We start from the raw sequence: 22,814 nt of genomic DNA, 5'->3' as shown, positions 1-22,814 counted from the left end.
AGGCACGACACGGATGCTCGGCATATTTAAGGAAGATTCATGCACTGTCAACCAAGCAACAAACACGAAGTTTACATCTGGTCAAAAAACATACAGAAATGTTTAATCTGCGACGAGACGACTGAAACCGCCGACTGTGTGTGCAACGTCTGCGAAACCGAGCTGCCCTGGCTGATGGAACATTGCGAAATCTGCGCCTTGCCTTTGGCGATGGACGGCCTGGTCTGCGGCCAGTGCCTGAGACAACCGCCCGCCTTTAAACACGTGATCGCCCCCTGGACCTACAGCTTTCCGGTGGACACCCTGATCAGTCGCTTCAAGCACCAGGCACGCTGGCCCCTCGGGCATATGCTGGGGCGTTTGCTGGGGCACTACTTGCAACATCGCTTCGACAACCACTCACTCACCCGCCCGGACATGCTGCTGCCGGTGCCCATGGCCCGCAGGCGCCTGCGTGAACGGGGCTATAACCAGGCGCTGATGCTGGCGCGCTGGCTCAGCGCCGACCTCGACCTTCCCCACGATGAACACCTATTGCAACGCCCTTATGAAACCGTCGCGCAGCAAGCCCTCGACGCCAAGACGCGCAAACGCAACCTGCTCAACGCCTTCGCCCTGGCCCCCGGTGCCGAGGTGCGCGGCCGCCATCTGGCGCTGGTGGACGACGTGCTCACCACCGGCGCCACCGCCCACAGCCTGGCGCGGTTGTTGATCAACGCCGGCGCGCGACAGGTAGACGTGTACTGCCTGGCCCGCACGCCAAAGCCTGGCACTTGACTCTCATGCCTCGCGGCTGCAACGTCCGCTCATCCCACCACAGCGAATGCCCATGTCCCTACCGACGCTGCTCAGCCAACATATTGTCCGCCGCCCCCAGCGTATCGCCCTGCTGGGGCATATCGCCGAGCAGGGCTCCATCACCCGCGCCGCCAAAAGTGCGGGCTTGAGCTACAAGGCCGCCTGGGACGCCATCGACGAACTGAACAACCTGGCGCAAAAACCCTTGGTCGAACGCAGTGTCGGCGGCAAGGGCGGCGGCGGCGCCAAACTCACGGCCGAGGGTGAACGGGTGTTGCGCCTCTACCAGCGCCTGCAAGTGTTGCAGGCCGAAGTGCTCGGTTCGGACGAAGCCGCCAGTGACTTCAACCTGCTCGGCCGCTTGATGCTGCGCACCAGCGCCCGTAACCAGTTGCATGGTCAGGTCATTGCGATTGAACAGCATGGCCGCAACGACTTGATTCACTTGCAGCTCGCCGGTGGGCTGACCCTGGCGGCACAAATCACCCATGACAGTACGCAACGGCTGGAGCTGGAGGTCGGCGTGGAAGTTGTCGCGCTGATCAAGGCCGGCTGGCTGGAATTGCTGGCGCCCGACAAACCTGCAACACCTGGACACAATTGCATGAGCGGAACCGTCGACGCGATTCTTGCCGCCGAGGACGGCCCCAGCGAAGTGCGCATCGCCCTGCCCAATGGCCAGGTTTTATGCGCCTTGGCGCAGCCCGCCGCGCTCGAGGCCCTGGGCGCCGCCGCTGGCAGGACGCTCCAAGTGCAATTTGCCGCCAGCAATGTGCTGCTCGGCACGCCGGTCTGAGCCGAGTAGCTCTTCAAACTGCAACAATTTCGTCACGCCCGCTCCTTATGGTGTCTGCAAAAACCGCAGGGAGCCTGACATGAACCTATTAGAAGAAAACCAAGCCACCGACCTCGAACAGATGGTCGGCCTCACCCGCCGCCGCTTCATCGGTGCCGGCGCCCTGTGCGGTGCCGCGATGTTCCTCGGCGGCAACCTGCTGAGCCGCAGCGCCCTGGCCGTCAACGCCGCCTCCGCCAGCCCGCTGCTGGGCTTTACCAGCATCGCCGCGGCCACCAGCGACACCATCACCCTGCCGCCGGGCTACAGCGCTTCGGTGCTGATCAGTTGGGGCCAGCCGCTGCACAAGAGCGCGCCGGCCTTCGACCCGTCCGGCAACGGCACCGCCAAGGCCCAGGAACAACAGTTCGGCGACAACAACGACGGCATGAGCCTGTTCGCCTTCCCCGGCGACGACAACCGCGCGCTGATGGCGATCAACAACGAATACACCAACTACCGCTACCTCTACGCCCACGGCGGCGCGCCGCAATCGGCCGAAGACGTGCACAAGGCCCAGGCCAGCGAAGGCGTGTCGGTGATCGAAGTACGGCGCAAGGGCGATACCTGGCAGTTTATCCAGGACTCGCGCTACAACCGCCGCATCCACGGCAACTCGCCGATCCGCCTGAGCGGCCCCGCCGCCGGCCACGAATGGTTGAAAACCAGCGCCGACAAGTCGGGCAAAAAAGTCCTCGGCACCTTCCAGAACTGCGCCAACGGCAAGACCCCATGGGGCACTTACCTGACCTGTGAAGAGAACTTCACCGACTGCTTCGGCAGCAGCAACCCACAACAAACCTTCGATGCCGGGCAGAAACGCTACGGCGTGGTGGCCGCCAGCAAAGAGATCAACTGGCACCTGCACGACCCGCGCTTCGACCTGGCCAAGAACCCCAATGAACTCAACCGCCACGGCTGGGTCGTGGAAATCGACCCGTTCGACCCGCAATCCACCCCGGCCAAACGCACCGCCCTGGGCCGCTTCAAGCACGAGAACGCCGCCCTGGCGCAGACCCGTGACGGCCGCGCCGTGGTGTACATGGGCGACGACGAGCGCGGCGAGTTCATCTACAAGTTCGTCAGCCGCGACAAGATCAACCACAAGAGCCCCAAGGCCAACAAGGACCTGCTCGACCACGGCACCTTGTACGTGGCTATCTTCGATGCGGGCGATGGCAACGCCGATCATCCGAAGGGCAAAGGGCAATGGGTCGAGCTGACCCATGGCAAAAACGGCATCGACGCCAGCACTGGCTTCGCCAGCCAGGCCGAAGTGCTGATCCACGCGCGCCTGGCCGCCAGTGTGGTCAAAGCCACGCGCATGGACCGCCCGGAATGGATCGTGGTCAGCCCCACCGACGGCCAGGTCTACTGCACCCTGACCAACAACGCCAAGCGCGGCGAAGACGGCCAACCGGTGGGCGGGCCCAACCCGCGTGAGAAAAACGTCTACGGCCAGATCCTGCGCTGGAAGGCCAACGCCGATGACCATGGCGCCGCGGACTTCAGCTGGGACCTGTTTGTGGTGGCCGGCAACCCGGGCGTGCATGCCGGCACGCCAAAAGGCGGCTCGTCCAACATCAACCCGCAGAACATGTTCAACAGCCCCGACGGCCTGGGGTTCGACAAGGCCGGGCGCCTGTGGATCCTCACCGATGGCGACTACAGCAACGCCGGCGACTTCGCGGGCATGGGCAATAACCAGATGCTGTGCGCCGACCCGAGCACCGGTGAAATCCGTCGTTTCATGGTCGGGCCGGTAGCCTGTGAGGTGACGGGCATCAGCTTCTCGCCGGATCAGAAAACCCTGTTTGTGGGGATCCAGCATCCGGGTGAAACCGGGGGTTCGACCTGGCCGGAGCATCTGCCGAATGGCAAGCCGCGTTCGTCGGTGATGGCGATTCGGCGGGATGATGGCGGGATAGTCGGTGCCTGATAGACCGCCCCACTGTAGGAGCGGGCTTGCCCGCGAAGATCGTCAACGATAACGCAGCGGAACCTGACACCCCACTGCGCGCTCAGGTTTTTCGCGAGCAAGCTCGCTCCTACAGCGTTACCATACCCGGCCGGACGCGGCGCCCTGCTGCGCGCAGGAGTTCGCATGGCCCATCCGTTTGAAACCCTCACACCCGACCTGGTACTCGACGCTGTCGAAAGCATCGGTTTTCTCAGCGATGCCCGCGTTCTGGCGCTCAACAGCTACGAAAACCGCGTGTATCAGGTGGGCATCGAAGACTCCGAACCGCTGATCGCCAAGTTCTACCGCCCCCAGCGCTGGACCAACGAAGCGATCCTCGAAGAGCACCGTTTCACCTTCGAGTTGGCCGAGTGCGACGTGCCGGTGGTCGCGCCGATGATTCATAACGGCGAAAGCCTGTTCGAACACGCCGGTTTCCGCTTCACCCTGTTCCCCCGCCGTGGCGGCCGCGCACCGGAGCCGGGCAACCTTGACCAGCTTTATCGCCTTGGGCAACTGCTCGGCCGCTTGCACGCCGTGGGTTCCACCCGCCCGTTCGAACACCGCGAAGCCTTGGGTGTGAAGAACTTCGGTCACGACTCGCTCAATACGTTGCTCGAAGGCAATTTCATTCCCAAGAGCCTGCTGCCAGCCTACGAGTCCGTGGCCCGCGACCTGCTCAAGCGCGTGGAAGAGGTCTACAAAGCCACGCCGCACAAGAACATCCGCATGCACGGCGATTGCCACCCCGGCAACATGATGTGCCGTGATGAGATGTTCCACATCGTCGACCTCGACGATTGCCGCATGGGCCCGGCGGTGCAGGACTTATGGATGATGCTCGCCGGTGATCGCCAGGAATGCCTGGGCCAGCTGTCGGAACTGATGGACGGCTACCAGGAATTCCACGACTTCGACCCGCGCGAACTGGCGCTGATCGAGCCGCTGCGCGCGTTGCGCCTGATGCACTACAGCGCGTGGCTGGCACGGCGCTGGGATGATCCGGCTTTCCCCCACAGCTTCCCGTGGTTCGGCAGCGAGCGGTATTGGGGCGACCAGGTGCTGGCGCTGCGCGAGCAACTCTCAGCGCTCAACGAAGACCCCCTCAAACTCTTCTGAAATCGCCGCTCGCTCCTGTAGGAGCGAGCTTGCTCGCGAAAAACCTGAGGGCGCCGCGTGCAGTCAGGATGCCCGCGTTATCGTTAACGATCTTCGCGAGCAAGCTCGCTCCTACAGAAGGGTAATCCCATTGGTTGACAAATATCCTTACAATCGCCCTTTGTTAGCTGCCTAAGCAAGGATTCCGCATGCAAGCCGCCAACCCCCGCAAGGGGTACATCCTGGGCCTGAGCGCCTATGTCATCTGGGGTCTGTTCCCGCTCTACTTCAAAGCCATCGCCAGTGTGCCCGCCGCCGAAATCATCGTGCACCGGGTGCTGTGGTCAGCGCTGTTCGGTGGTTTGTTGCTGATGGTGTGGAAGCACCCGGGCTGGTTCCGCGAACTACGCGACAACCCCAGGCGCCTGGCAATCCTGGCACTCAGCGGTTCGTTGATCGCCGGTAACTGGCTGACCTATGTGTGGTCGGTGAACAGCGGGCGCATGCTCGAAGCCAGCCTGGGTTACTACATCAACCCGCTGGTGAATGTGCTGCTGGGCATGCTACTTCTCGGCGAGCGCCTGCGCCGCCTGCAATGGGTGGCCGTGGGGCTGGCCGCAGTGGGTGTGGCGCAACAGGTCTGGCAGGTGGGCAGCTTGCCGTGGGTATCGTTGGTACTGGCGCTGACCTTCGGTTTCTACGGCCTGATACGCAAGCAGGCGCCGGTCAAGGCACTGCCGGGGCTGGTGGTGGAGACCTGGATGCTGGTGCCGATTGCGGTGGCCTGGTTGTTGTTCAACCCGTCGGCCCACAGTGCGCAACTGGCGTTCTGGAGCACATCCGAAGCCTGGTGGCTGGTGGCGGCCGGACCGGTGACGTTGATCCCGCTGGTGTGCTTCAACGCCGCCGCACGGCATTTGCCCTACACCGCCTTGGGCTTTTTGCAGTATGTGGCACCGACCCTGGTGTTGCTGGAAGCGGTGCTGCTGTTCGGTGAGCACCTGGCGTCAAGCACGCTGATCGCGTTTGCCTTTATCTGGGCCGGGCTGGTGGTCTACAGCGTCGATGCCTGGTTGAGCGTGCGCAAACGCTGATCAAATAACGTACAAACCTCTGCAAGCCCCAGCCGGCCAGGCTTGCAGAGATCAACCCCAAGGTTATCCACAACCTGGTCCCCGCCATTTGTGCACAAGCCCTTGAAACTGCTCGTTTTTTGCTCAGTTGGCGGAGAAGCCCGGTAGACGTGGCCTGGCGCCGGGTCTCTACAGGTTATCCACAGGCCCATGCAAGATTTCCATGCATAACCTTGTGGGTGGTTATTCCTCGCTGTGCAGTTCCACCATCAGATCATCCGCCAGGGTTTCCAGGGATTCCTGCAACGCCTCCAAGGACAAGCTCGATGGCACCTGCAACAACGCCTCGGCGCTGAACAGCGGATCACCGCTCATCGGTGCCGGGCGTACATCGGTGCTCAAGCGCTCCAGGTTGACACCCTGTTTGCTCAACAGCGCCGTGATCTCGCGCACGATGCCCGAGCGGTCATTGCCCAGCAGCGTCATCACGATCGACTTAGACGCCGATGCCTGGCCACTGCTGCCCTCGCCCACCAGCACGCGAATACCGTGTGTGGATAAATCCTCCAAAGCCCCCACCAAGGACTGACGACTCTCGGCAGGCACGCTGACCCGCAGGATCCCGGCAAACTGCCCGGCCATATGCGCCATTCGGCTTTCCAACCAGTTGCCGCCGTGGGCCGCGATATTCTGCGCGATGCGTTCCACCAGGCCGGGTTTGTCGGCGGCGATAATAGTGAGTACAAGATGGTCCATGGCGAAGCCCTCTGAATTCAATCTACAAGGTGGACCCGGAGACCCGCGAAAACAAATCGTGTACCATTTTTATATTTATCTGGAACAATCCAATAGTTTTTTGAGAACATCCGGTTCTCCGCTGTGACCGTACGACCAAAGTGGGTCGCTAAACGACGTATTTAGTCTAATTTTCACAACCGCAAGTCATCATGTAGTATGCCCTCCCGTGCACTACATAATGAAAATCCGAAACAGCGCATTAGCTCCGCAGAGTGAGGCAAGCAATGACTGAACACGTTCAAGTCGGTGGCCTGCAGGTCGCCAAAGTCCTGTTCGACTTCGTGAACAACGAAGCCATTCCCGGTACCGGCATCACTGCCGACCAGTTCTGGGCCGGTGCCGACAAGGTCATCCACGACCTGGCACCGAAGAACAAAGCCCTGCTCGCCAAACGCGACGATTTCCAGGCGCGGATCGATACCTGGCACCAGACCCACGCCGGCCAGGCACATGACCCGGTGGCCTACAAAGCCTTCCTGCAAGACATCGGATACCTGCTGCCAGAAGCCGCAGACTTCCAGGCCTCGACCCAAAACGTCGATGACGAGATCGCCCGCATGGCCGGCCCGCAGCTGGTGGTGCCGGTGATGAACGCCCGCTTCGCCCTCAACGCGTCCAATGCGCGTTGGGGCTCGCTGTACGACGCCCTGTATGGCACCGACGCCATCAGCGAAGCCGACGGCGCCGAAAAGGGCAAGGGCTACAACAAAGTGCGTGGCGACAAGGTGATTGCCTTCGCCCGCGCCTTCCTCGACGAAGCCGCGCCACTGAGCGCCGGCAGCCACGTCGATTCCACCGGCTACAAGATCGTCGACGGCAAGCTGATCGTCAGCCTCAAGGGCGGCAGCAACAGCGGCCTGCGTGACGACGCCCAGTTGATCGGTTTCCAGGGCCCTGCGGCCGAGCCGATCGCGATCCTGTTGAAGCACAACGGCCTGCACTTCGAAATCCAGATCGACGCCAGCACCCCGGTTGGCCAGACCGATGCCGCCGGTGTCAAAGACGTGCTGATGGAAGCTGCACTTACCACTATCATGGACTGCGAAGACTCCGTCGCCGCCGTCGATGCCGATGACAAGGTGGTGATCTACCGCAACTGGCTCGGCCTGATGAAGGGCGACCTGGCCGAAGAAGTGGCCAAGGGCGGCAAGACCTTCACCCGCACCATGAACGCCGACCGCGTCTACACCGGCGTCGACGGCCAGGACGTGACGCTGCACGGCCGTTCGCTGCTGTTCGTGCGCAACGTTGGCCACCTGATGACCATCGACGCGATCCTCGACAAACACGGTAACGAGGTACCGGAAGGCATCCTTGACGGCCTGCTCACCAGCCTGGCGGCGATCCACAGCCTCAACGGCACCAGCAGCCGCAAGAACAGCCGCACCGGTTCGGTGTACATCGTCAAACCGAAGATGCATGGCCCCGAAGAAGCTGCCTTCACCAACGAGCTGTTCGGCCGCATCGAAGACGTGCTGAACCTGCCGCGCAACACCCTCAAGGTCGGGATCATGGACGAGGAGCGCCGTACCACGGTCAACCTCAAGGCCTGTATCAAGGCCGCCAGCGAGCGCGTGGTGTTTATCAACACCGGCTTCCTCGACCGTACTGGTGACGAAATCCACACCTCCATGGAAGCCGGCGCGATGGTGCGCAAGGCGGCGATGAAGGCGGAAAAATGGATCGGCGCCTACGAGAACTGGAACGTCGATATCGGTTTGAGCACCGGCCTGCAAGGCCGTGCACAGATCGGTAAAGGCATGTGGGCGATGCCCGACCTGATGGCCGCGATGCTTGAACAGAAAATCGCCCACCCACTGGCCGGCGCCAACACCGCCTGGGTGCCATCGCCAACGGCCGCCGCACTGCACGCGCTGCATTACCACAAGGTCGACGTGTTCGCGCGCCAGGCCGAACTGGCCAAGCGCGAACGCGCGTCGGTGGATGACATCCTCACCATCCCCCTGGCCAGCAATACCGATTGGTCCGAGGAAGAAATCCGCAACGAGCTGGACAACAACGCCCAGGGCATCCTCGGTTATGTGGTGCGCTGGATCGACCAGGGCGTGGGCTGCTCGAAAGTGCCGGACATCAACGACGTCGGCCTGATGGAAGACCGCGCGACGCTGCGTATCTCCAGCCAGCACATTGCCAACTGGCTGCGCCACGGCATCGTCAATGAAGCCCAGGTGTTGGAAAGCCTCAAGCGCATGGCGCCGGTGGTGGACCGTCAGAATGCCGGGGATGCGCTGTACCGTCCGCTGGCACCGGATTTCGACAGCAACATTGCCTTCCAGGCCGCGGTGGAGCTGGTGATTGAAGGGACCAAACAGCCGAATGGGTATACCGAGCCGGTGTTGCATCGTCGGCGTCGGGAGTTCAAGGCCAAGAATGGGCGTTGAGTAAACGCTGAAACGAAAAAAGCCCTGTTCGTGAGAACAGGGCTTTTTTCTTAGTGTGAAGACTTTTGAAAAACAAAAGTGGCCTCACCCGTGCCGTTGATAGTAACTTCTTGGCCCTGATACTCAAACTTCAAATTGACGTAGTTAATATGATTTATGTACGTATCCGGAAGACCCGCAGACTTGGACAAAACATAAAACGTCCCCGATATAGGCATTATAAAATAAACACCATTTTCGTCTCTATAATCGATATTTCCTCGATGCTTCTCTATATCTCGAGGAAAGTCGAACTCGTACGGTTCATCCCGCGGAAACAGCGTATTCCCATACTCCGCTGTCAACGAACCAGCGCCATCCATGATGACCGAAAAATGTCTCAAGCTTGCTCGTACATTGGAGGAATCAAAAAAGCGGGGCATTTTATCCCTGATAACTAGAATTTTTGCGTTATTGCTAGCCACTTGATTTTTAGGCTGTTGAGTAGACATAACTAGCTCCTTTGGCGGGATAGGATCCTGATTGAAGACCGGACCCTCCCGTGCAGTAAACTCGCAGACCACTTATTTGCCTACTGTGAGAATTGACAGTTCAAATAAAAAAAAGATAAACGGTACCTACTGCGCCATCCCCAATTCCCGCTTGACTATCTTCGCCAACTTCACGCTATCGATCGGCTTGAGCAGGAAGTCCACCACGCTCAAATGCATCGCATCAATCACATCCGGCGCTTCGGCATCCCCCGACATGATGATGATCGGCAGCGCCGCGCGGGTGGATTCGCGCACTTGCTTGATCAACTCCAGACCATTGCTGGGTTTCATGCGCAGATCGGTGATCAACAAACCGATGGAACTGCTGGACTTCAATAAATCCCACGCGGCCTCGCCACTGTCGGCGGTCATGCAGCGAATACCGTCCAAGCCCAGGATCTCCGCCAACAGTTCACGCGCATCCTTGTCGTCGTCAACAATCAATACGCGTTGTGGCGGTAGATCAGGCTCCAGCATCACGGCGCTGAGCGCCTCGCGCTCGGCATCACTTAAAATATCGTGGTCGGACATACGTTTCTCAGCGGTTTTCGACAATCTTCCAGCACACTCGTCAGACATCTGCGGAAGGGCGTTCAATGTGCACTTCGTCGGAAAGTTTGCCTAGTGGGTGTTTTACGGGGTTTGGACGATAGTCGTGTAAGGTTTTTCCCTAGTTCTGCGGCGTTTTCATCGACCTAGACTTACGTCCAATGGGCACCCGCCGCTCAGGAGTCGACCATGCAGGACGATAACGACAAAAAATTGCGGTCATGGTTATGAGTAAAGCTGATGCCTTCGCCCAGGCGGGAAAAACTGCTGTATTGCAGAACATCCACGGCACCCTGCAGTTCCTGCAACGCTTCCCACCGTTCAACCAGATGGAAAACGCGCACCTTGCGTTTCTGGTGGAACAGTGCCAACTGCGCTTCTTCGGCCCCGGCGAGAGCATCCTCAAGCCGTCGGGCGGGCCGGTGGAACACTTCTACATCGTCAAGCAGGGCCGCGTCGTGGGTGAACGGCCGGACGCCACGCAAGCCACCTTCGAAATCACCACCGGCGAGTGTTTCCCCCTCGCGGCGCTGCTAGGTGAGCGCGCCACCCGCACCGAACACAAGGCCGCTGAAGACACCTTCTGCCTGCAACTGAACAAGCCGGCCTTTATCAAGCTGTTCGCGCTGTCCAGCCCGTTCCGCGACTTCGCCCTGCGCGGTGTCAGCAGCCTGCTCGACCAGGTCAACCAACAAGTGCAGCAAAAAGCCGTGGAAACCCTCGGCACCCAATATTCCTTGAATACCCGCCTGGGCGAATTGGCCATGCGCCATCCGGTCACCTGCAGCCCGCAGACACCGTTGCGTGAAGCGGTAACGCTGATGCATGAGCAGCAGGTGGGCAGCATTGTGATCGTCGATGAACACAAGGCGCCCCTGGGCATTTTCACCCTGCGCGACCTGCGCCAGGTGGTGGCCGACGGCACCGGCGACTTCAGCCAGGGCATTGAAGGCCATATGACCCAGGCGCCGTTCTTTTTAACGCCGGACCACAGCGCCTTCGACGCGGCCATCGCCATGACCGAGCGGCATATCGCCCACGTCTGCCTGGTCAAGGACCAGCGCCTGTGCGGCGTGGTGTCCGAGCGCGACCTGTTTTCCCTGCAACGGGTCGACCTGGTGCACCTGGCCCGCACCATCCGCAATGCGCCACGGGTGGAGAACCTGGTAGCGCTGCGCGGCGAGATCGGCCAACTGGTGGAGCGCATGCTCGCCCATGGCGCGTCGTCTACCCAGATCACCCACATCATTACCCTGCTCAACGATCACACCGTGTGCCGGGTGATCGAGTTGACCCTGGCCGAAAAAGGCGACCCGGGCGTGCCGTTCAGTTGGCTGTGTTTCGGCAGCGAAGGCCGGCGCGAGCAGACGCTGTACACCGACCAGGACAACGGCATCCTGTTCGAAGCCAGGGACGCGGTGGAAGCCGCCGAGATTCGCGAGCGGTTGCTGCCCCTGGCACAGCAGATCAACCAGAGCCTGGCGCTGTGCGGGTTCAGCCTGTGCAAGGGCAACATCATGGCCGGCAACCCCGAGTTGTGCCTGTCGCGGGCGGAATGGGCGCGGCGGTTTGCGGCGTTTATTCGCGAGGCGACGCCGGAGAACCTGCTGGGCTCGAGTATCTATTTCGACCTGCGCGTGGTGTGGGGCGATGAACGCGGCTGCGAGCAACTACGCCAGGGCATTCTCGACCAGGTCGGGGATAACCGGCTGTTCCAACGCATGCTGGCCGAGAATGCCTTGCGCCAGCGCCCGCCCGTAGGGCGTTTCCGCGATTTTGTGCTGACCCGCAAAGGCGCGGAAAAGGCCACCCTCGACCTCAAGGTGCAGGGCCTGACCCCCTTTGTCGACGGCGCACGCCTGCTGGCCCTGGCCAACGGCATCCACGCCAATAACACCCTGGAGCGCCTGCGCCAGCTGGTGGTCAAGGAAGTGATCGAGCCCCTGGACGGCGCCGCCTATGAAGAGGCCTATCACTTTATCCAGCAAACCCGCATGCAACAGCATCAGTTGCAGACCCGCGAGAACCAGCCGTATTCCAACCGCGTCGACCCCGACAGCCTCAACCACCTGGACCGCCGCATCCTGCGTGAATCCCTGCGCCAGGCCCAGCGCCTGCAAAGCAGCCTGACCTTGCGGTATCAGCTGTGAGCTTGTTTGACTGGCTGCGCACGGCCAAGCCCAGACTCGATACCGCGCAACAACGGCGCCTGGAACAACTCCCCAGGCCCGTAGTGTTAGGCGACAGCACGTTGCGCAGCCAACGCTGGGTAGTGGTGGACCTGGAGACCAGCGGCCTGAATCTCAACCGTGACCAGGTGCTGTCCATCGGCGCGGTGGTGATCGAGGACGGCGCGGTGGACTTTTCCCAACTGTTCGAGCGCACCCTGCACCGCGCCGACACCAAACTCAGCCCCAGCGTGTTGATCCACGGCATCGGCCCCAGCGCCATCGCGGCGGGCAGCGACCCGGCCGAGGCCCTGCTGGACTTCATGGAGTTCGTCGGCGACAGCCCGCTGCTCGCCTTCCACGCGCCATTCGATCAACACATGCTGGGCCGCGCCCTCAAGGACAGCCTGGGTTACCGTCTGGCCCATACGTTTCTCGATGTAGCCGACATCGCCCCGCTGTTGTGCCCCGAGGCACATATCCGCGAGGCCGGCCTGGACGACTGGATCAACCACTTCAACCTGCACGTGGGCGAACGCCATCACGCCAGCGCCGATGCCCTGGCCACGGCGGAGCTGATGCTGATCCTGTTCAGCCGCGCGCGTCAGCAGCAGATCGACACGCCTCAGGCGCTGCAAGAGCGCTTGAGCCAATGGAAACGGCGCAGGCACGCGCCATCATTTTAATGTCATCTCCCGACGGACGCCAATTGCACCCGCCCCACGCCTCTGACACAATCGCGAATAATTCTCGTTAGTTTAAAACTTTTATTTATTCGGTGATGCCTTGTCGTCGGTTCAGAACCCACACAGTGAGCTTGTTGGTGCGTTGTATCGCGACCATCGTGGCTGGCTGTTGGCCTGGCTGCGGCGCAATGTGGCCTGCCCGAGCCGTGCCGAAGACCTGAGCCAGGACACCTTCATGCGCCTGCTCGGCCGTGACGAGTTGCGCGAGCCCCGCGAACCGCGGGCGTTTCTGGTGGCCATCGCCAAGGGCTTGCTGTTCGACTACTTCCGCCGCGCGGCCCTCGAACAGGCCTACCTCAGCGAACTGATGCTGATCCCGGAAAGCGAACACCCATCGCCGGAAGAACAGCAACTGATCCTCGAAGACCTCAAGGCCATCGACCGCCTGCTCGGCAAACTGTCGAGCAAGGCCCGCGCCGCCTTCCTCTATAACCGCCTCGACGGCCTGGGCCATGCCGAAATCGCCCAGCGCCTCGGGGTGTCGGTGCCGCGTGTGCGCCAGTACCTGGCCCAGGGCATTCGCCAGTGCTACATCGCCCTGTATGGCGAGCCGCTGTGAACGTGATCAGTTCCAAGCCCGTGTCGGCCCGTGTCCTGGATGCGGCGATTGCCTGGCAGTTGTCCCTCGATTCAGGTGATGACAGCGCGGTGGAGCGCGAAGAATTCAGCAAATGGCTGGCCAGCGATGAGGAGCACGCCCGTGCCTGGCGCCAACTGGGCATGCTCGACCAGCGTTTCAGCGTGGCGTCGGGCCCGGCGCGGGCGGCGTTGTTACAGTCGCGCGAGGGCATTCGCCAGCGCGTGCGCAAGCTCGGCAGCGGCCTGGCGAGCATTGCCCTGGTGTGCGGCCTGGCATTGTTTGCCGGCGAGCGCTACGTGCCGATCCATTATTGGCTGGCCGACCAGCGCACCGCCACCGGGGAGCAGCGCACGCTGAAACTGGCGGACGGTACGTTGATCAACCTCAACACCCACAGCGCCATCGACGTGCGCTTCGATGAGAAGCGCCGACTGATCGTGCTGCAGGAAGGCGAAATCCTCGTCGAAACCGGCCACAACGATGCGCGCCCGTTTTATGTGCAAACCCGCGACGGCAGCCTGCGCGCGCTGGGCACGCGGTTTATCGTCAAACGCGAAGACGACGCCACGCGCCTGAGCGTGCTGCAATCAGCGGTGGGCGCCCAGCCTGAGGCGCTGCAGCACGAACAGGTGTTCAAGGCAGGCCAGCAGGTGCTGATGCGCAGTGACGGCCTCGGCCCTGCACTGGCCGTCACCCCCGCCAGCGATGCCTGGACCCGCGGCATGCTGGTGGTCGACAACGCCCGCCTGGGCGATGTGGTGCAGGAACTCAGCCGCTACCGCACCGGCCATCTCGGGGTGGATGAAAACGTGGCCGACCTGCGCATCACCGGCAGCTTCCCGCTGCACGACACCACCCTGGCGCTCACCGCGCTGCTGCCCACCCTGCCGGTGCAGATCGAACAGCACACGCCGTGGTGGGTGACAGTTGTCGCCAAGACACCTGAGGCCAAATAAAAAATATTTTCCACCGGCCCTATCACTTTTGAAATCTCGCTCGGCACATAGGCAATTGCGAATTACTTCCATTCAGGAGCCGCCCTATGTCCCGCACGCTAGACACCTTGTTGCGCCCCAGCCTGTTAGCCGTGGCCATTGCCCTCAGCGCCCCGCTGGCCAGCACTGCGCTGATTGCCGCCGAACAAGCCTCCAGCGTGCGCGCCTACAACCTGCCGGCCGCGCCCTTGACCAGCACCCTGAACCAGATCGCCAGCCAGGCCGGCCTGGCACTGACCCTCAACCCAGCGTTGGCCTCGGGCAAGACCTCGGCCCCGGTCCAGGGCCAGTTCGATGCACCGGGCGCACTGCGTGAAGCCTTGCGTGGCACCGGCTTGCAGCTGGAGCAGAGCAGCGCCGGGACGTATACGCTGGTGGCGGTTCCGGAGGGGGTGATGGCGCTGCCAGTGACCAATATCACAGGGCAAGGCGGCTATGAAAGCGCATGGGGTCCGGTGGACGGTTATGTCGCAACACGCACCGCAGCCGGCACCAAAACCGATACACCGATTGCCGAGCTGCCGCGCTCAGTCACAGTAATCACTCGCCAGCAGATGGAAGACCGCTCGGTTCTCAACCTCAACGACGCATTGCGCTACACCGCAGGTGTGCAAAGCAGCGGCTACGGCTCCGACTCGCGCAGTGACTGGCTGCTGGTACGCAGTTTTGTCCCGACCCAATTCCTTGACGGCCTGCCGTTACCCAAAGGCAACTACGCCACACCGAAGATCGACACGTGGAACCTGGAACGCATTGCCGTCCTGCGCGGACCTGCATCCTCGGTTTACGGCCAAACCCCACCCGGCGGTCTGCTGGACATGGTCAGCCGCCGCCCCCAGGCCGAAAGCTCGAATGAAATCGAAGTGCAGGCCGGCAGCAACAACCACAAACAGATCAACTTCGACAGCACCGGCAAGATCGACGACGAGGGTCAGTTCCTCTATCGCGTCAGCGGCGTGGTGCGCGACAGCAACACTGCCGTGGATCACATCCCGGACAAACGCTACAACATCGCCCCGAGCCTGACCTGGAATATCAACGACGACACCAAGCTGACGTTGCTCACCCAGTTCACCCGTGACGATACCGGTATCACCGGGCAGTTCCTGCCATTGCAAGGCACCAAACTGAGTTCACCGGCCGGCAAGATTTCCCATCACAAGAACCTGGGTGATCCGGACTGGGAATTCTACGACCGCACCTACTACGCCCTCGGCTACGCCTTCGAAACGCGCCTGAACGATACCTGGCAGTTCCATCAGAACCTGCGCTATACCAAGAACGATCTGTCGTTCCAGGGCATCACTGCCGGTGGCGCATTCTTTCCCAATGGTCCTGAAGTGGCGGTCGACGCCGACGGCAACGTGAGTCGCTCCGCCGGCAAGGTCGATGAAAATATCGGTCAGTTCGCCGTCGACAACAACTTCCAGGCCGACTTCCAGACTGGCGCGATAAGCCACACGCTGTTGCTGGGGCTGGACCACCAGCGTTCCACCAGCGACGCGCGCTGGTTATGGGGTTCGGCGGGTGTGCCGACGATCAATTTCAACCGTCCGGTGTACGGGCAGGACTTCTCCAAGGTCCAGTACTTCACCATGTACGACTACACCCAGAAGACCCAGCAGACCGGCCTGTACGTCCAGGACCAGATGGCACTCGACAACTGGCGCCTGACCCTCGGCGGCCGTGAAGACTGGGTGCATACCGGCACCACTTTCCACAACCTGAATGACGCAACCAACACTCAGCGTGACAAGCACTTCAGCGGCAACGCAGCACTGAGCTACGTCTTCGACAACGGCATCACCCCGTACCTGTCCTACGCCGAATCATTCCAAGCCGGCTCAGGCACCCAAGTGGGCAGCACCGGGGCATTCAAACCCACCGAAGGTAAACAGTACGAAGCCGGTATCAAGTACCAGCCTCCAGGCACCAAGGCACTGTTTACCGCTGCCGTGTTCGACCTGACCCAGCAAAACACCTCAGTCACCGAGGGCAGCATCACTCGCCAGGTGGGTGAAGTGCAGGTGCGCGGCCTGGAATTGGAAGCCAGTGCCGACGTCACCGAAAGCCTTAAGCTGGTGGGTTCCTACACCTATAACGACAGCGAAATCACTCAAGGCGTAGCCGCTGAAAAAGGCAACCGTCTCAACCAATTGCCTCGTAACCAGGCCACAGGCTGGGCTGACTACACATGGCGCAGCGGGCCACTCGACGGTTTTGGTGTGGGTGCGGGCGTACGTTACGTCGGCGACACCTACGGCAACGCTGCCAACACCGACTTGGGCCATGTAGGCTCCTACACCGTTTATGACGCCTCGGTGCATTACGATCTCGGCCGCTTGAACAGCACCATGAAGGGTGTGACCGTGGCCGTTGATGCCAAGAACATCTTCAACAAGGACTACCTGTCCACCTGTGATGGTTTCTACTGCTACTACGGCGACCAACGTAACGTGGTCGCCAGCGTGAACTACAAATTCTAAGACGGTGATAAACCGCTGATGAAGGGCCGCCTGAACTGCGGCCCTTTTGCCTTTGGAGCCGTGATGAAAAGCAAAACCATCCGCCGCTGGTCCTTCATCCACACCTGGACCAGCCTGATCTGCACGGTGTTCCTCCTGCTGCTCGCCCTCACCGGCCTGCCGCTGGTGTTTCACCACGAGATCGACCACCTGTTGGGCAACGAGCCCGAGCTGGCGCAGATGCCTGCCGATACGCCACAACTCAACCTTGAGCAACTGGTGAGCAAGGCCCAGGCCCATCGCCCGGGCGAGGCCATGCAATACCTGGCGTGGGATGAAGACGACAAGAACGGTGTGATCGCGATCATGGCCGCCACAGCGGGGACCGAGCCCAACTCATCCCACACCTTCATGCTTGACGCACGCACCGGTGAGGCGGTCGAGATGCCGTCGGCCAATGGCGGGTTCACCCTGTTCCTGCTGCGCCTGCATGTGGATATGTTCGCCGGCCTGCCGGGCAAGCTGCTGCTGGCGTTCATGGGCATTCTGTTTGTGCTCGCGATTGTCTCGGGCACGGTGCTGTACCTGCCGTTCATGCGCCGCTTGAAGTTCGCCACCGTGCGCAAGGACAAGTCCAGGCGCCTGCGCTGGCTAGACCTGCATAACCTGATCGGCGTGGTCACCCTGACCTGGGCGCTGGTGGTGGGCGTGACCGGCGTGATCAGCGCCTGTGCCGATTTGATCATCGCCGCCTGGCGCACCGACAGCCTCAGCGCGATGATCGAACCCTACAAAAACGCCCCGCCCCTGACCCAACGCGCCCCCGCGAGCGAGCTGCTGAGCATCGCCGCCAAGGCCGCGCCCGGCATGCAGCCGGACTTTATCGCATTCCCCGGCACACGCTTTTCCAGCGAGCACCATTACGCGGTGTTCATGAAGGGCAGTACGCACCTGACCTCGCACCTGCTCACGCCGGTCCTGATCGACGCCAGCACCCTGGCCGTCACCGCCATCGCCGAACGGCCGTGGTACATGGACGCCATGGGCATGTCGCAGCCACTGCACTTCGGCGACTACGGCGGCATGCCGATGAAGATCCTCTGGGCAGCGCTGGATGTGCTCACCATCATCGTGCTGGTAAGTGGGATTTACCTGTGGATCGTGCGGCGCAAGGCGGGCAAGGGATGAAGCCAAGGCAGTCGAGTTTCTGGAAGGTATTTGGCATTCCCCTGGGGATTGGCCTGCTCAGCGCCGCCGGGTTGTTTGCGGCGTTGCTGGGGGATGGGCTGTGGGATTCGTTGAGTTGGGTGGGGTTGGGCATCCCCGCGCTGATCGGCGCATGGGCCCTCCTGTAGGAGCCGGCTTGCCGGCGAAAAACCAGAGAACACCGCGTCAAAGCAGACGCGCTGCGTTATCGTTAACGTTCTTCGCGAGCAAGCTCGCTCCTACAGAGGAAAGCCCATGTCTGTGCCCAGCATGACCTTGTTCCACAACCCCGCGTCACCGTTCGTGCGTAAAGTCCGCGTGCTGCTGGCCGAGACCGGCCAGCAGGACCGCGTCGCCCTGCACGGTTGCATGCCGACCCCGGTCAACCCGGATGCGCAGCTGGTGCAAGGCAACCCCGTGGGCAAGATCCCGGCCCTGCGCCTGGCCGACGGCAGCGTGCTGCACGACAGCCGGGTGATCCTCGATTACTTCGACCACCAGCACGTCGGCAACCCGCTGATCCCCCGCGATGGCTCGGCCCGCTGGCGGCGCCTGACCCTGGCTTCGATGGCCGACGGCATCATGGATGCCGCCGTGCTGGTGCGCTACGAGACCGCCCTGCGCCCGGTGGAAAAACACTGGGCGCCGTGGCTCGATGAACAACGCAACAAGATCCACCGCGCCCTCGCCGAGCTGGAACAGGACGCTATCGCCGAGCTGACCAGCCACTTCGATATCGCCTCGATCAGCGTAGCCTGCGCCCTGGGTTACCTCGACTTCCGCCATCCGGACATGCATTGGCGCTCGGACAATCCCAAGCTGGCCGCCTGGTACGCCGAGGTCAGCCAGCGGCCTTCGATGCTGGAGACCCAGCCGCCCGTGTGACGTTCACACCGACCCAATGTGGGAGCGGGCTTGCCCGCCATCGCGGTATGTCATTCAGCATAGCTGTTTCTGAACCACCGCTATCGCGGGCGAGCCCACTCCCACATTGGACGGTGATGGTATTGAGGAATGTGGCGATCCTTGCGGCTAACTGCGCCCCCACTTGCTGATCCTCCCGCAACCCGATCATTGCACCGCCTCCAGGTCGAACTGCAGGGGCTCGGCCGCCTTGCGCTTGCCCACGCCGTACCAATCCAGCTTACGCGTCAGCACCATCACCGTCCCCAGCAGCCCGAACAGCAGCAGCGAGCCCATCAGCAGCGCGTAATCCTCGGCACTCAACAGCCCATACAGCAAGCCATACAGCGCCGCCAGCCCCGCCGAAAACCCCAGGCCATGGGCAACGCTGCGCAGCACGTGGCACACGTAGAACCCGATCAACAGCACGCAGGCACTCGCCGAAATCAGGTAAGCCAAGGCAAAACCCAGGTGCTCGGACAACGACAACAACAGCAGGTAGAAGAACGCCAAGGCAACGCCCACCAATGCGTACTGGACGGGGTGCACCGCCAGGCTCTTGAGCACTTCGAAGAGGAAGAAACCGGCAAAAGTCAGGGCGATAAACAACAGCGCGTATTTGATCGCCCGGTCGGTCTTGAGGTACTGGTCCACCGGATCGATGAAGTTCACGCCGAAGCTGCGGTTGTTGAAGTCGTTGCAGCCCTGGCCGTCCAGGCAGGTTTGCAGGGCCTGTTCGAGGTTGGTGGAAAAGAATGAGGTCTGCCAGTTGGCCGTGAAGCCGTTGTCAGTCACTTCGCGCTGGGCCGGCAGGAAGTTGCCGATAAAACTCGGATGCGGCCAGTTGGAGGCCAGGGACACCTGACTGGTCTTGCCCACCGGCACCACTTGCAGTTGCTCGGTGCCTTGCAGGCGCAGGTCGAAGGCGAAGTCCACTACAGCCGGTTTCCTGCTGTCCTGCTCCGGCAATGCCACATGCACGCCCTCCCCCAGCCAGTCCACTTGGGAGCCCGGTTCGAACTCCAGGCGCTGGCTGCCCAGCTCCAGCTTCAACGCATTTTCGATGCCACGAATATCGCTGATCCCCACCGCCAGAAACGCCGGTTCAAAGCGGTAATCGGCAAAGTTTTCGGTGATGCCCAACTGCGCAGGCAGCTCGAAACGCCCACTGATACGGTTGTCGGCATGGAACAGCCGCGCCTGGTAAATCCCCCGTGCGCGCAGTTCGGTCTGCACCTTGCCGTCGAGCTCAAAACGCTCCGGCAGGAAATACAGGCGACCCCGCTCTTCACGGGTGACCTCGTAGCGCTTGTTGAGCTTTTCATTGAGCTTCCACTCGCGCACGGTCTTGCGATACGGCACCACCATCACCGGCCCGGTGAGGCGCTGGGCGTAGCTGGAACTGCGCGCGATGTCCATCAGGACGCCGTCGCGCAGTTGCTGGCGGTCACTGATGATGCCGTTGATCATCAGCAATGGAATCAGCAACAGCAGGATCAGCAGCGCAATCGCGCCAAGTTTGAGAAGCAGGCTGCGGTTCATGGGTCTCTCCCTGTTTTGATGAGGAGAGTCTGGGCAGCCTGTGTGGGGGATTTATGTGGGCAATGTGGAGACTGTGTGGAGATGCAGCACCACGTGCACGCCGCCCGGCACATTGCCGATCTGCAAGGCGCCGCCGTGCAGCTTCATGACTTCCTCGACAAAGTTGAGGCCCAGGCCGGTGCTCTTGCGCCCGCTGCCGGGACGCGGCAGGGAATAGAAGCGCTCGCTGAGACGCGGCAAGGCATAGTCGGGGATCGGTGCGGCCTGATTGAACAGGCTCACCTGCACGTCGTTGTGCAGTGTCTGTGTGCTGAATCTCAACACGCCACCGGGCGGTGTGAAGTCCAGCGCGTTGTCCAGCAAGTTGCCCAGTGCCTGGCGCAACAGGAAGGGCTCGCCAAACACCTTCACATCCGCCGCAATCCCTTGCTCGACGTGCAGCCCGGCGCTTTCGATTCGCGCACACTGGGCGTTGAGTACATCGTCGACCAAGGCCGCCAGCGGGATACTCGCCTGCTCCTCCAAACCCTGGCGTTGCTCTACCTGCGCCAGGTTCAGCAGGCGTTCGATCAACTGCTGCAGGCGCGCGCTTTCGCTGTCGATATTGCCGACGAAGCGCTGCTGCTGTTCGCGACTCATATCGCCCTGCAGCAACTCTGCCGCACCGCGAATCGCGGCCAGCGGGCTTTTCAATTCATGGGTCAGGGTGTGCACGTAATGCTCGACGTAGGCCTTGCCCTCCAGTTGCGTGCGCATGTGCTCGACGGCGGTGGACAGCTGCTTCAGCTCGCCGCCGCGATAATGCGGCAGCTCTGCCCTTCGGCCTTCACTGACGGCTTCGGCGTAGGCGGTCAGGCGACGCAGTGCAACGCTCAGCCACCACGACAGCAACGCACCGAGCAACAGGCCGAGGATGACCAGGCACGCGCCGTACCACAGCAGGCGGCGTTCAGTGCGGTCGACATACGGCTGCAACGAGCTGTTGGGCTTGGCCACGGTGACCACGCCGATGATCTGCCCGTTATCGCGAATCGGCGCACCGACGTGCATCACCGATGAGGTGGGGTCATCCGCTGCGCTGCGGGTGGAGCGCGCGCCGTATTCGCCGCGCAGGGTCAGGTAGACGTCGTTCCACTTCGAGTAGTCCTGGCCCACGGCTTCGCCCGTGGAGTCGAGCAGCACGGTGCCTTTGGCGTCGGTCACGTAGATACGGTGGTTGACCTGGTTTTTCGCCAGGCCCCAGATGGTCGCGCCCGGCTGGCGGTTGCCGTAGGCCTTGAGCAATTCGGGCCAGTGGCTCTGGCCGAGGGTGCCGTTCTTCACGTCTTCGCGCAGGATTTCGGCCAGCAGGTTGGCGGTGTCCACCAGGGTTTCTTCGGTGGACTGGCGCACGCCGGGGCGGATTTCCTTCATCACCGTACTGAGCACGAAGTAACCGGTGAGGCCGATAAACAGCGCATACACCAGGAAAATCCGCAGCCCCAGGCGCATCAGCTGTTGCTCGGGCTGTAGCTGTAGCCGAGGCCGCGATGGGTCTGGATCGGCTCGGCATCGGCGGCCACGCTGCGTAACTTGCTGCGCAGGCTCTTGATGTGGCTGTCGATATTGCGCTCGTAACCGGCGTCGGCCGCCACGCCCACCGCGTCCAGCAACTGCTCGCGGCTGAACACCCGCTCGGGTTGCTCCAGCAGGCTTTGCAGCAGGCGGAATTCATGCCGGGTCAGGCTCAGGGGTTGGCCGCGATAGCTGATCTGCATGCGCTCCAGATCGACCTGGAACAGCGCCGGCGCCACACCGGGGCCGACGCGCTTGAGGATCGCCCGTACCCGCGCCGCCACTTCCCGTGGGCTGAACGGCTTGACCACGTAATCGTCGGCGCCGATCTCCAGCCCGACCACGCGGTCGATCTCGCCATCCCGCGCGCTGAGGAACATCACCGGCACTTCGCTGAAACGGCGCAATTGCTTGCAGGTTTCAAAACCGCTGATGTCCGGCAGGCCGATGTCGAGGATGATGAGGTCAGCGGGGGTCTGGCGCTGATGGGCCAACGCCTCCTGGCCGAGGCTCAGCCAGGTGGTGGTAAAGCCCTCGCCTTGCAGGGCGAATATCAGCGTGTCGGCTATCGCCGCTTCGTCTTCGACAATCAGGATGTGGGGCATGGGT

The 22,814-nt window shown here is 61.9% G+C and carries 20 protein-coding genes and 1 pseudogene; 14 read left to right on the top strand and 7 right to left on the bottom strand.

The features are described 5' to 3' along the window. Positions 1 to 39 precede the first annotated feature (39 nt). From BB029_RS03185 to BB029_RS03170, 4 genes are all read left to right on the top strand, one after another. On the top strand, positions 40 to 777 hold the full coding sequence (locus BB029_RS03185) for a ComF family protein (RefSeq protein ID WP_065938212.1): 738 nt from the start codon (positions 40 to 42) through the stop codon (positions 775 to 777). A gap of 52 nt (positions 778 to 829) precedes the next feature. Next, positions 830 to 1,594, top strand: a complete 765-nt coding sequence (locus tag BB029_RS03180) for a TOBE domain-containing protein (protein ID WP_027605953.1) — start codon at positions 830 to 832, stop codon at positions 1,592 to 1,594. Positions 1,595 to 1,673: 79 nt separating this feature from the next. After that, positions 1,674 to 3,572, top strand: coding sequence for a PhoX family phosphatase (locus tag BB029_RS03175; protein ID WP_065938211.1), 1,899 nt, complete (start codon positions 1,674 to 1,676; stop codon positions 3,570 to 3,572). A gap of 165 nt (positions 3,573 to 3,737) precedes the next feature. Then, on the top strand, positions 3,738 to 4,712 hold the full coding sequence (locus tag BB029_RS03170) for a serine/threonine protein kinase (RefSeq protein WP_065938210.1): 975 nt from the start codon (positions 3,738 to 3,740) through the stop codon (positions 4,710 to 4,712). Between the two features lie 16 nt (positions 4,713 to 4,728). Here BB029_RS03170 and BB029_RS33625 read toward each other — a convergent pair. Then, positions 4,729 to 4,815: pseudogene (locus BB029_RS33625) on the bottom strand (outer membrane lipoprotein carrier protein LolA); the annotation flags it as partial. An 85-nt stretch (positions 4,816 to 4,900) separates the two neighbouring features. Between BB029_RS33625 and rarD the strand changes: the two are divergent. Next, positions 4,901 to 5,785: an EamA family transporter RarD gene (rarD, locus tag BB029_RS03165; RefSeq protein ID WP_027605956.1), complete on the top strand. Its 885-nt coding sequence runs from the start codon at positions 4,901 to 4,903 to the stop codon at positions 5,783 to 5,785. 222 nt (positions 5,786 to 6,007) lie between these two features. On the opposite strand, the gene BB029_RS03160 is transcribed toward rarD, so the two are convergent. Then, positions 6,008 to 6,520, bottom strand: a complete 513-nt coding sequence (locus tag BB029_RS03160; protein ID WP_065938209.1) for a glycine cleavage system protein R — start codon at positions 6,518 to 6,520, stop codon at positions 6,008 to 6,010. Between the two features lie 266 nt (positions 6,521 to 6,786). Here BB029_RS03160 and BB029_RS03155 point away from each other — a divergent pair, with 266 nt between their 5' ends. Further along, positions 6,787 to 8,964: a malate synthase G gene (locus BB029_RS03155; protein ID WP_065938208.1), complete on the top strand. Its 2,178-nt coding sequence runs from the start codon at positions 6,787 to 6,789 to the stop codon at positions 8,962 to 8,964. Between the two features lie 50 nt (positions 8,965 to 9,014). Here BB029_RS03155 and BB029_RS03150 read toward each other — a convergent pair whose 3' ends face one another. Both BB029_RS03150 and BB029_RS03145 read right to left on the bottom strand, forming a co-directional pair. Then, positions 9,015 to 9,455 carry a hypothetical protein gene (locus tag BB029_RS03150; protein ID WP_065938207.1) on the bottom strand — a complete coding sequence of 147 codons (441 nt, stop codon included), beginning with the start codon at positions 9,453 to 9,455 and terminating at the stop codon, positions 9,015 to 9,017. A gap of 126 nt (positions 9,456 to 9,581) precedes the next feature. After that, complete coding sequence (locus tag BB029_RS03145) at positions 9,582 to 10,028, bottom strand: response regulator (protein WP_065938206.1); 447 nt, start codon at positions 10,026 to 10,028, stop codon at positions 9,582 to 9,584. A 245-nt stretch (positions 10,029 to 10,273) separates the two neighbouring features. Here BB029_RS03145 and BB029_RS03140 point away from each other — a divergent pair, with 245 nt between their 5' ends. The 8 genes from BB029_RS03140 to BB029_RS03110 all read left to right on the top strand — a co-directional run bounded on the left by BB029_RS03140 (position 10,274) and on the right by BB029_RS03110 (position 19,091). After that, positions 10,274 to 12,196, top strand: a complete 1,923-nt coding sequence (locus tag BB029_RS03140; protein ID WP_253492344.1) for a putative nucleotidyltransferase substrate binding domain-containing protein — start codon at positions 10,274 to 10,276, stop codon at positions 12,194 to 12,196. Further along, positions 12,193 to 12,900, top strand: coding sequence for a PolC-type DNA polymerase III (locus BB029_RS03135; RefSeq protein ID WP_065938204.1), 708 nt, complete (start codon positions 12,193 to 12,195; stop codon positions 12,898 to 12,900). Before BB029_RS03140 ends, BB029_RS03135 begins: the two co-directional genes overlap by 4 nt. Positions 12,901 to 13,000: 100 nt before the next feature. After that, on the top strand, positions 13,001 to 13,519 hold the full coding sequence (locus BB029_RS03130) for an RNA polymerase sigma factor (protein ID WP_027605963.1): 519 nt from the start codon (positions 13,001 to 13,003) through the stop codon (positions 13,517 to 13,519). Continuing rightward, complete coding sequence (locus tag BB029_RS03125; RefSeq protein WP_065938203.1) at positions 13,516 to 14,496, top strand: FecR domain-containing protein; 981 nt, start codon at positions 13,516 to 13,518, stop codon at positions 14,494 to 14,496. Before BB029_RS03130 ends, BB029_RS03125 begins: the two co-directional genes overlap by 4 nt. An 86-nt stretch (positions 14,497 to 14,582) precedes the next feature. Further along, positions 14,583 to 17,021 (top strand): TonB-dependent siderophore receptor, encoded by a 2,439-nt coding sequence (locus BB029_RS03120; protein WP_065938202.1) that lies wholly within the window; start codon positions 14,583 to 14,585, stop codon positions 17,019 to 17,021. A gap of 63 nt (positions 17,022 to 17,084) precedes the next feature. Continuing rightward, positions 17,085 to 18,188, top strand: a complete 1,104-nt coding sequence (locus BB029_RS03115) for a PepSY domain-containing protein (protein WP_065938256.1) — start codon at positions 17,085 to 17,087, stop codon at positions 18,186 to 18,188. Further along, a complete protein-coding gene (locus BB029_RS32710) occupies positions 18,185 to 18,355 on the top strand; it encodes a DUF4175 domain-containing protein (protein WP_141696504.1) in 171 nt (56 codons plus the stop codon). Before BB029_RS03115 ends, BB029_RS32710 begins: the two co-directional genes overlap by 4 nt. 106 nt (positions 18,356 to 18,461) lie before the next feature. After that, on the top strand, positions 18,462 to 19,091 hold the full coding sequence (locus BB029_RS03110) for a glutathione S-transferase family protein (protein WP_065938201.1): 630 nt from the start codon (positions 18,462 to 18,464) through the stop codon (positions 19,089 to 19,091). Between the two features lie 186 nt (positions 19,092 to 19,277). Here BB029_RS03110 and creD read toward each other — a convergent pair whose 3' ends face one another. The 3 genes from creD to creB are packed head-to-tail and all read right to left on the bottom strand — an operon-like array spanning position 19,278 to position 22,810. After that, positions 19,278 to 20,651, bottom strand: coding sequence for a cell envelope integrity protein CreD (creD, locus tag BB029_RS03105; RefSeq protein ID WP_065938200.1), 1,374 nt, complete (start codon positions 20,649 to 20,651; stop codon positions 19,278 to 19,280). Between the two features lie 51 nt (positions 20,652 to 20,702). Further along, a complete protein-coding gene (creC, locus tag BB029_RS03100; RefSeq protein WP_065938199.1) occupies positions 20,703 to 22,142 on the bottom strand; it encodes a two-component system sensor histidine kinase CreC in 1,440 nt (479 codons plus the stop codon). Then, a complete protein-coding gene (gene creB / locus BB029_RS03095; RefSeq protein ID WP_027605971.1) occupies positions 22,142 to 22,810 on the bottom strand; it encodes a two-component system response regulator CreB in 669 nt (222 codons plus the stop codon). Before creB ends, creC begins: the two co-directional genes overlap by 1 nt. Between the last annotated feature and the right edge of the window lie 4 nt (positions 22,811 to 22,814).

Source organism: Pseudomonas sp. S3E12, assembly GCF_001702295.1.
GTDB lineage: Bacteria > Pseudomonadota > Gammaproteobacteria > Pseudomonadales > Pseudomonadaceae > Aquipseudomonas > Aquipseudomonas marginalis.
The sequence above is the reverse complement of the archived record's forward strand: the minus strand, read 5'-3'. Positions and strand labels throughout refer to the sequence as shown.

What these genes read in the sequence shown, in the direction of transcription:
- BB029_RS03185 (WP_065938212.1), top strand. Translation starts at nt 40, where the DNA reads ATGCACTGTCAACCAAGCAACAAACACGAAGTTTACATCTGGTCAAAA.
- BB029_RS03180 (WP_027605953.1), top strand. Translation starts at nt 830, where the DNA reads ATGTCCCTACCGACGCTGCTCAGCCAACATATTGTCCGCCGCCCCCAG.
- BB029_RS03175 (WP_065938211.1), top strand. Translation starts at nt 1,674, where the DNA reads ATGAACCTATTAGAAGAAAACCAAGCCACCGACCTCGAACAGATGGTC.
- BB029_RS03170 (WP_065938210.1), top strand. Translation starts at nt 3,738, where the DNA reads ATGGCCCATCCGTTTGAAACCCTCACACCCGACCTGGTACTCGACGCT.
- rarD (WP_027605956.1), top strand. Translation starts at nt 4,901, where the DNA reads ATGCAAGCCGCCAACCCCCGCAAGGGGTACATCCTGGGCCTGAGCGCC.
- BB029_RS03160 (WP_065938209.1), bottom strand. Translation starts at nt 6,520, where the DNA reads ATGGACCATCTTGTACTCACTATTATCGCCGCCGACAAACCCGGCCTG.
- BB029_RS03155 (WP_065938208.1), top strand. Translation starts at nt 6,787, where the DNA reads ATGACTGAACACGTTCAAGTCGGTGGCCTGCAGGTCGCCAAAGTCCTG.
- BB029_RS03150 (WP_065938207.1), bottom strand. Translation starts at nt 9,455, where the DNA reads ATGTCTACTCAACAGCCTAAAAATCAAGTGGCTAGCAATAACGCAAAA.
- BB029_RS03145 (WP_065938206.1), bottom strand. Translation starts at nt 10,028, where the DNA reads ATGTCCGACCACGATATTTTAAGTGATGCCGAGCGCGAGGCGCTCAGC.
- BB029_RS03140 (WP_253492344.1), top strand. Translation starts at nt 10,274, where the DNA reads ATGAGTAAAGCTGATGCCTTCGCCCAGGCGGGAAAAACTGCTGTATTG.
- BB029_RS03120 (WP_065938202.1), top strand. Translation starts at nt 14,583, where the DNA reads ATGTCCCGCACGCTAGACACCTTGTTGCGCCCCAGCCTGTTAGCCGTG.
- BB029_RS03115 (WP_065938256.1), top strand. Translation starts at nt 17,085, where the DNA reads ATGAAAAGCAAAACCATCCGCCGCTGGTCCTTCATCCACACCTGGACC.
- BB029_RS32710 (WP_141696504.1), top strand. Translation starts at nt 18,185, where the DNA reads ATGAAGCCAAGGCAGTCGAGTTTCTGGAAGGTATTTGGCATTCCCCTG.
- BB029_RS03110 (WP_065938201.1), top strand. Translation starts at nt 18,462, where the DNA reads ATGTCTGTGCCCAGCATGACCTTGTTCCACAACCCCGCGTCACCGTTC.
- creD (WP_065938200.1), bottom strand. Translation starts at nt 20,651, where the DNA reads ATGAACCGCAGCCTGCTTCTCAAACTTGGCGCGATTGCGCTGCTGATC.
- creC (WP_065938199.1), bottom strand. Translation starts at nt 22,142, where the DNA reads ATGCGCCTGGGGCTGCGGATTTTCCTGGTGTATGCGCTGTTTATCGGC.
- creB (WP_027605971.1), bottom strand. Translation starts at nt 22,810, where the DNA reads ATGCCCCACATCCTGATTGTCGAAGACGAAGCGGCGATAGCCGACACG.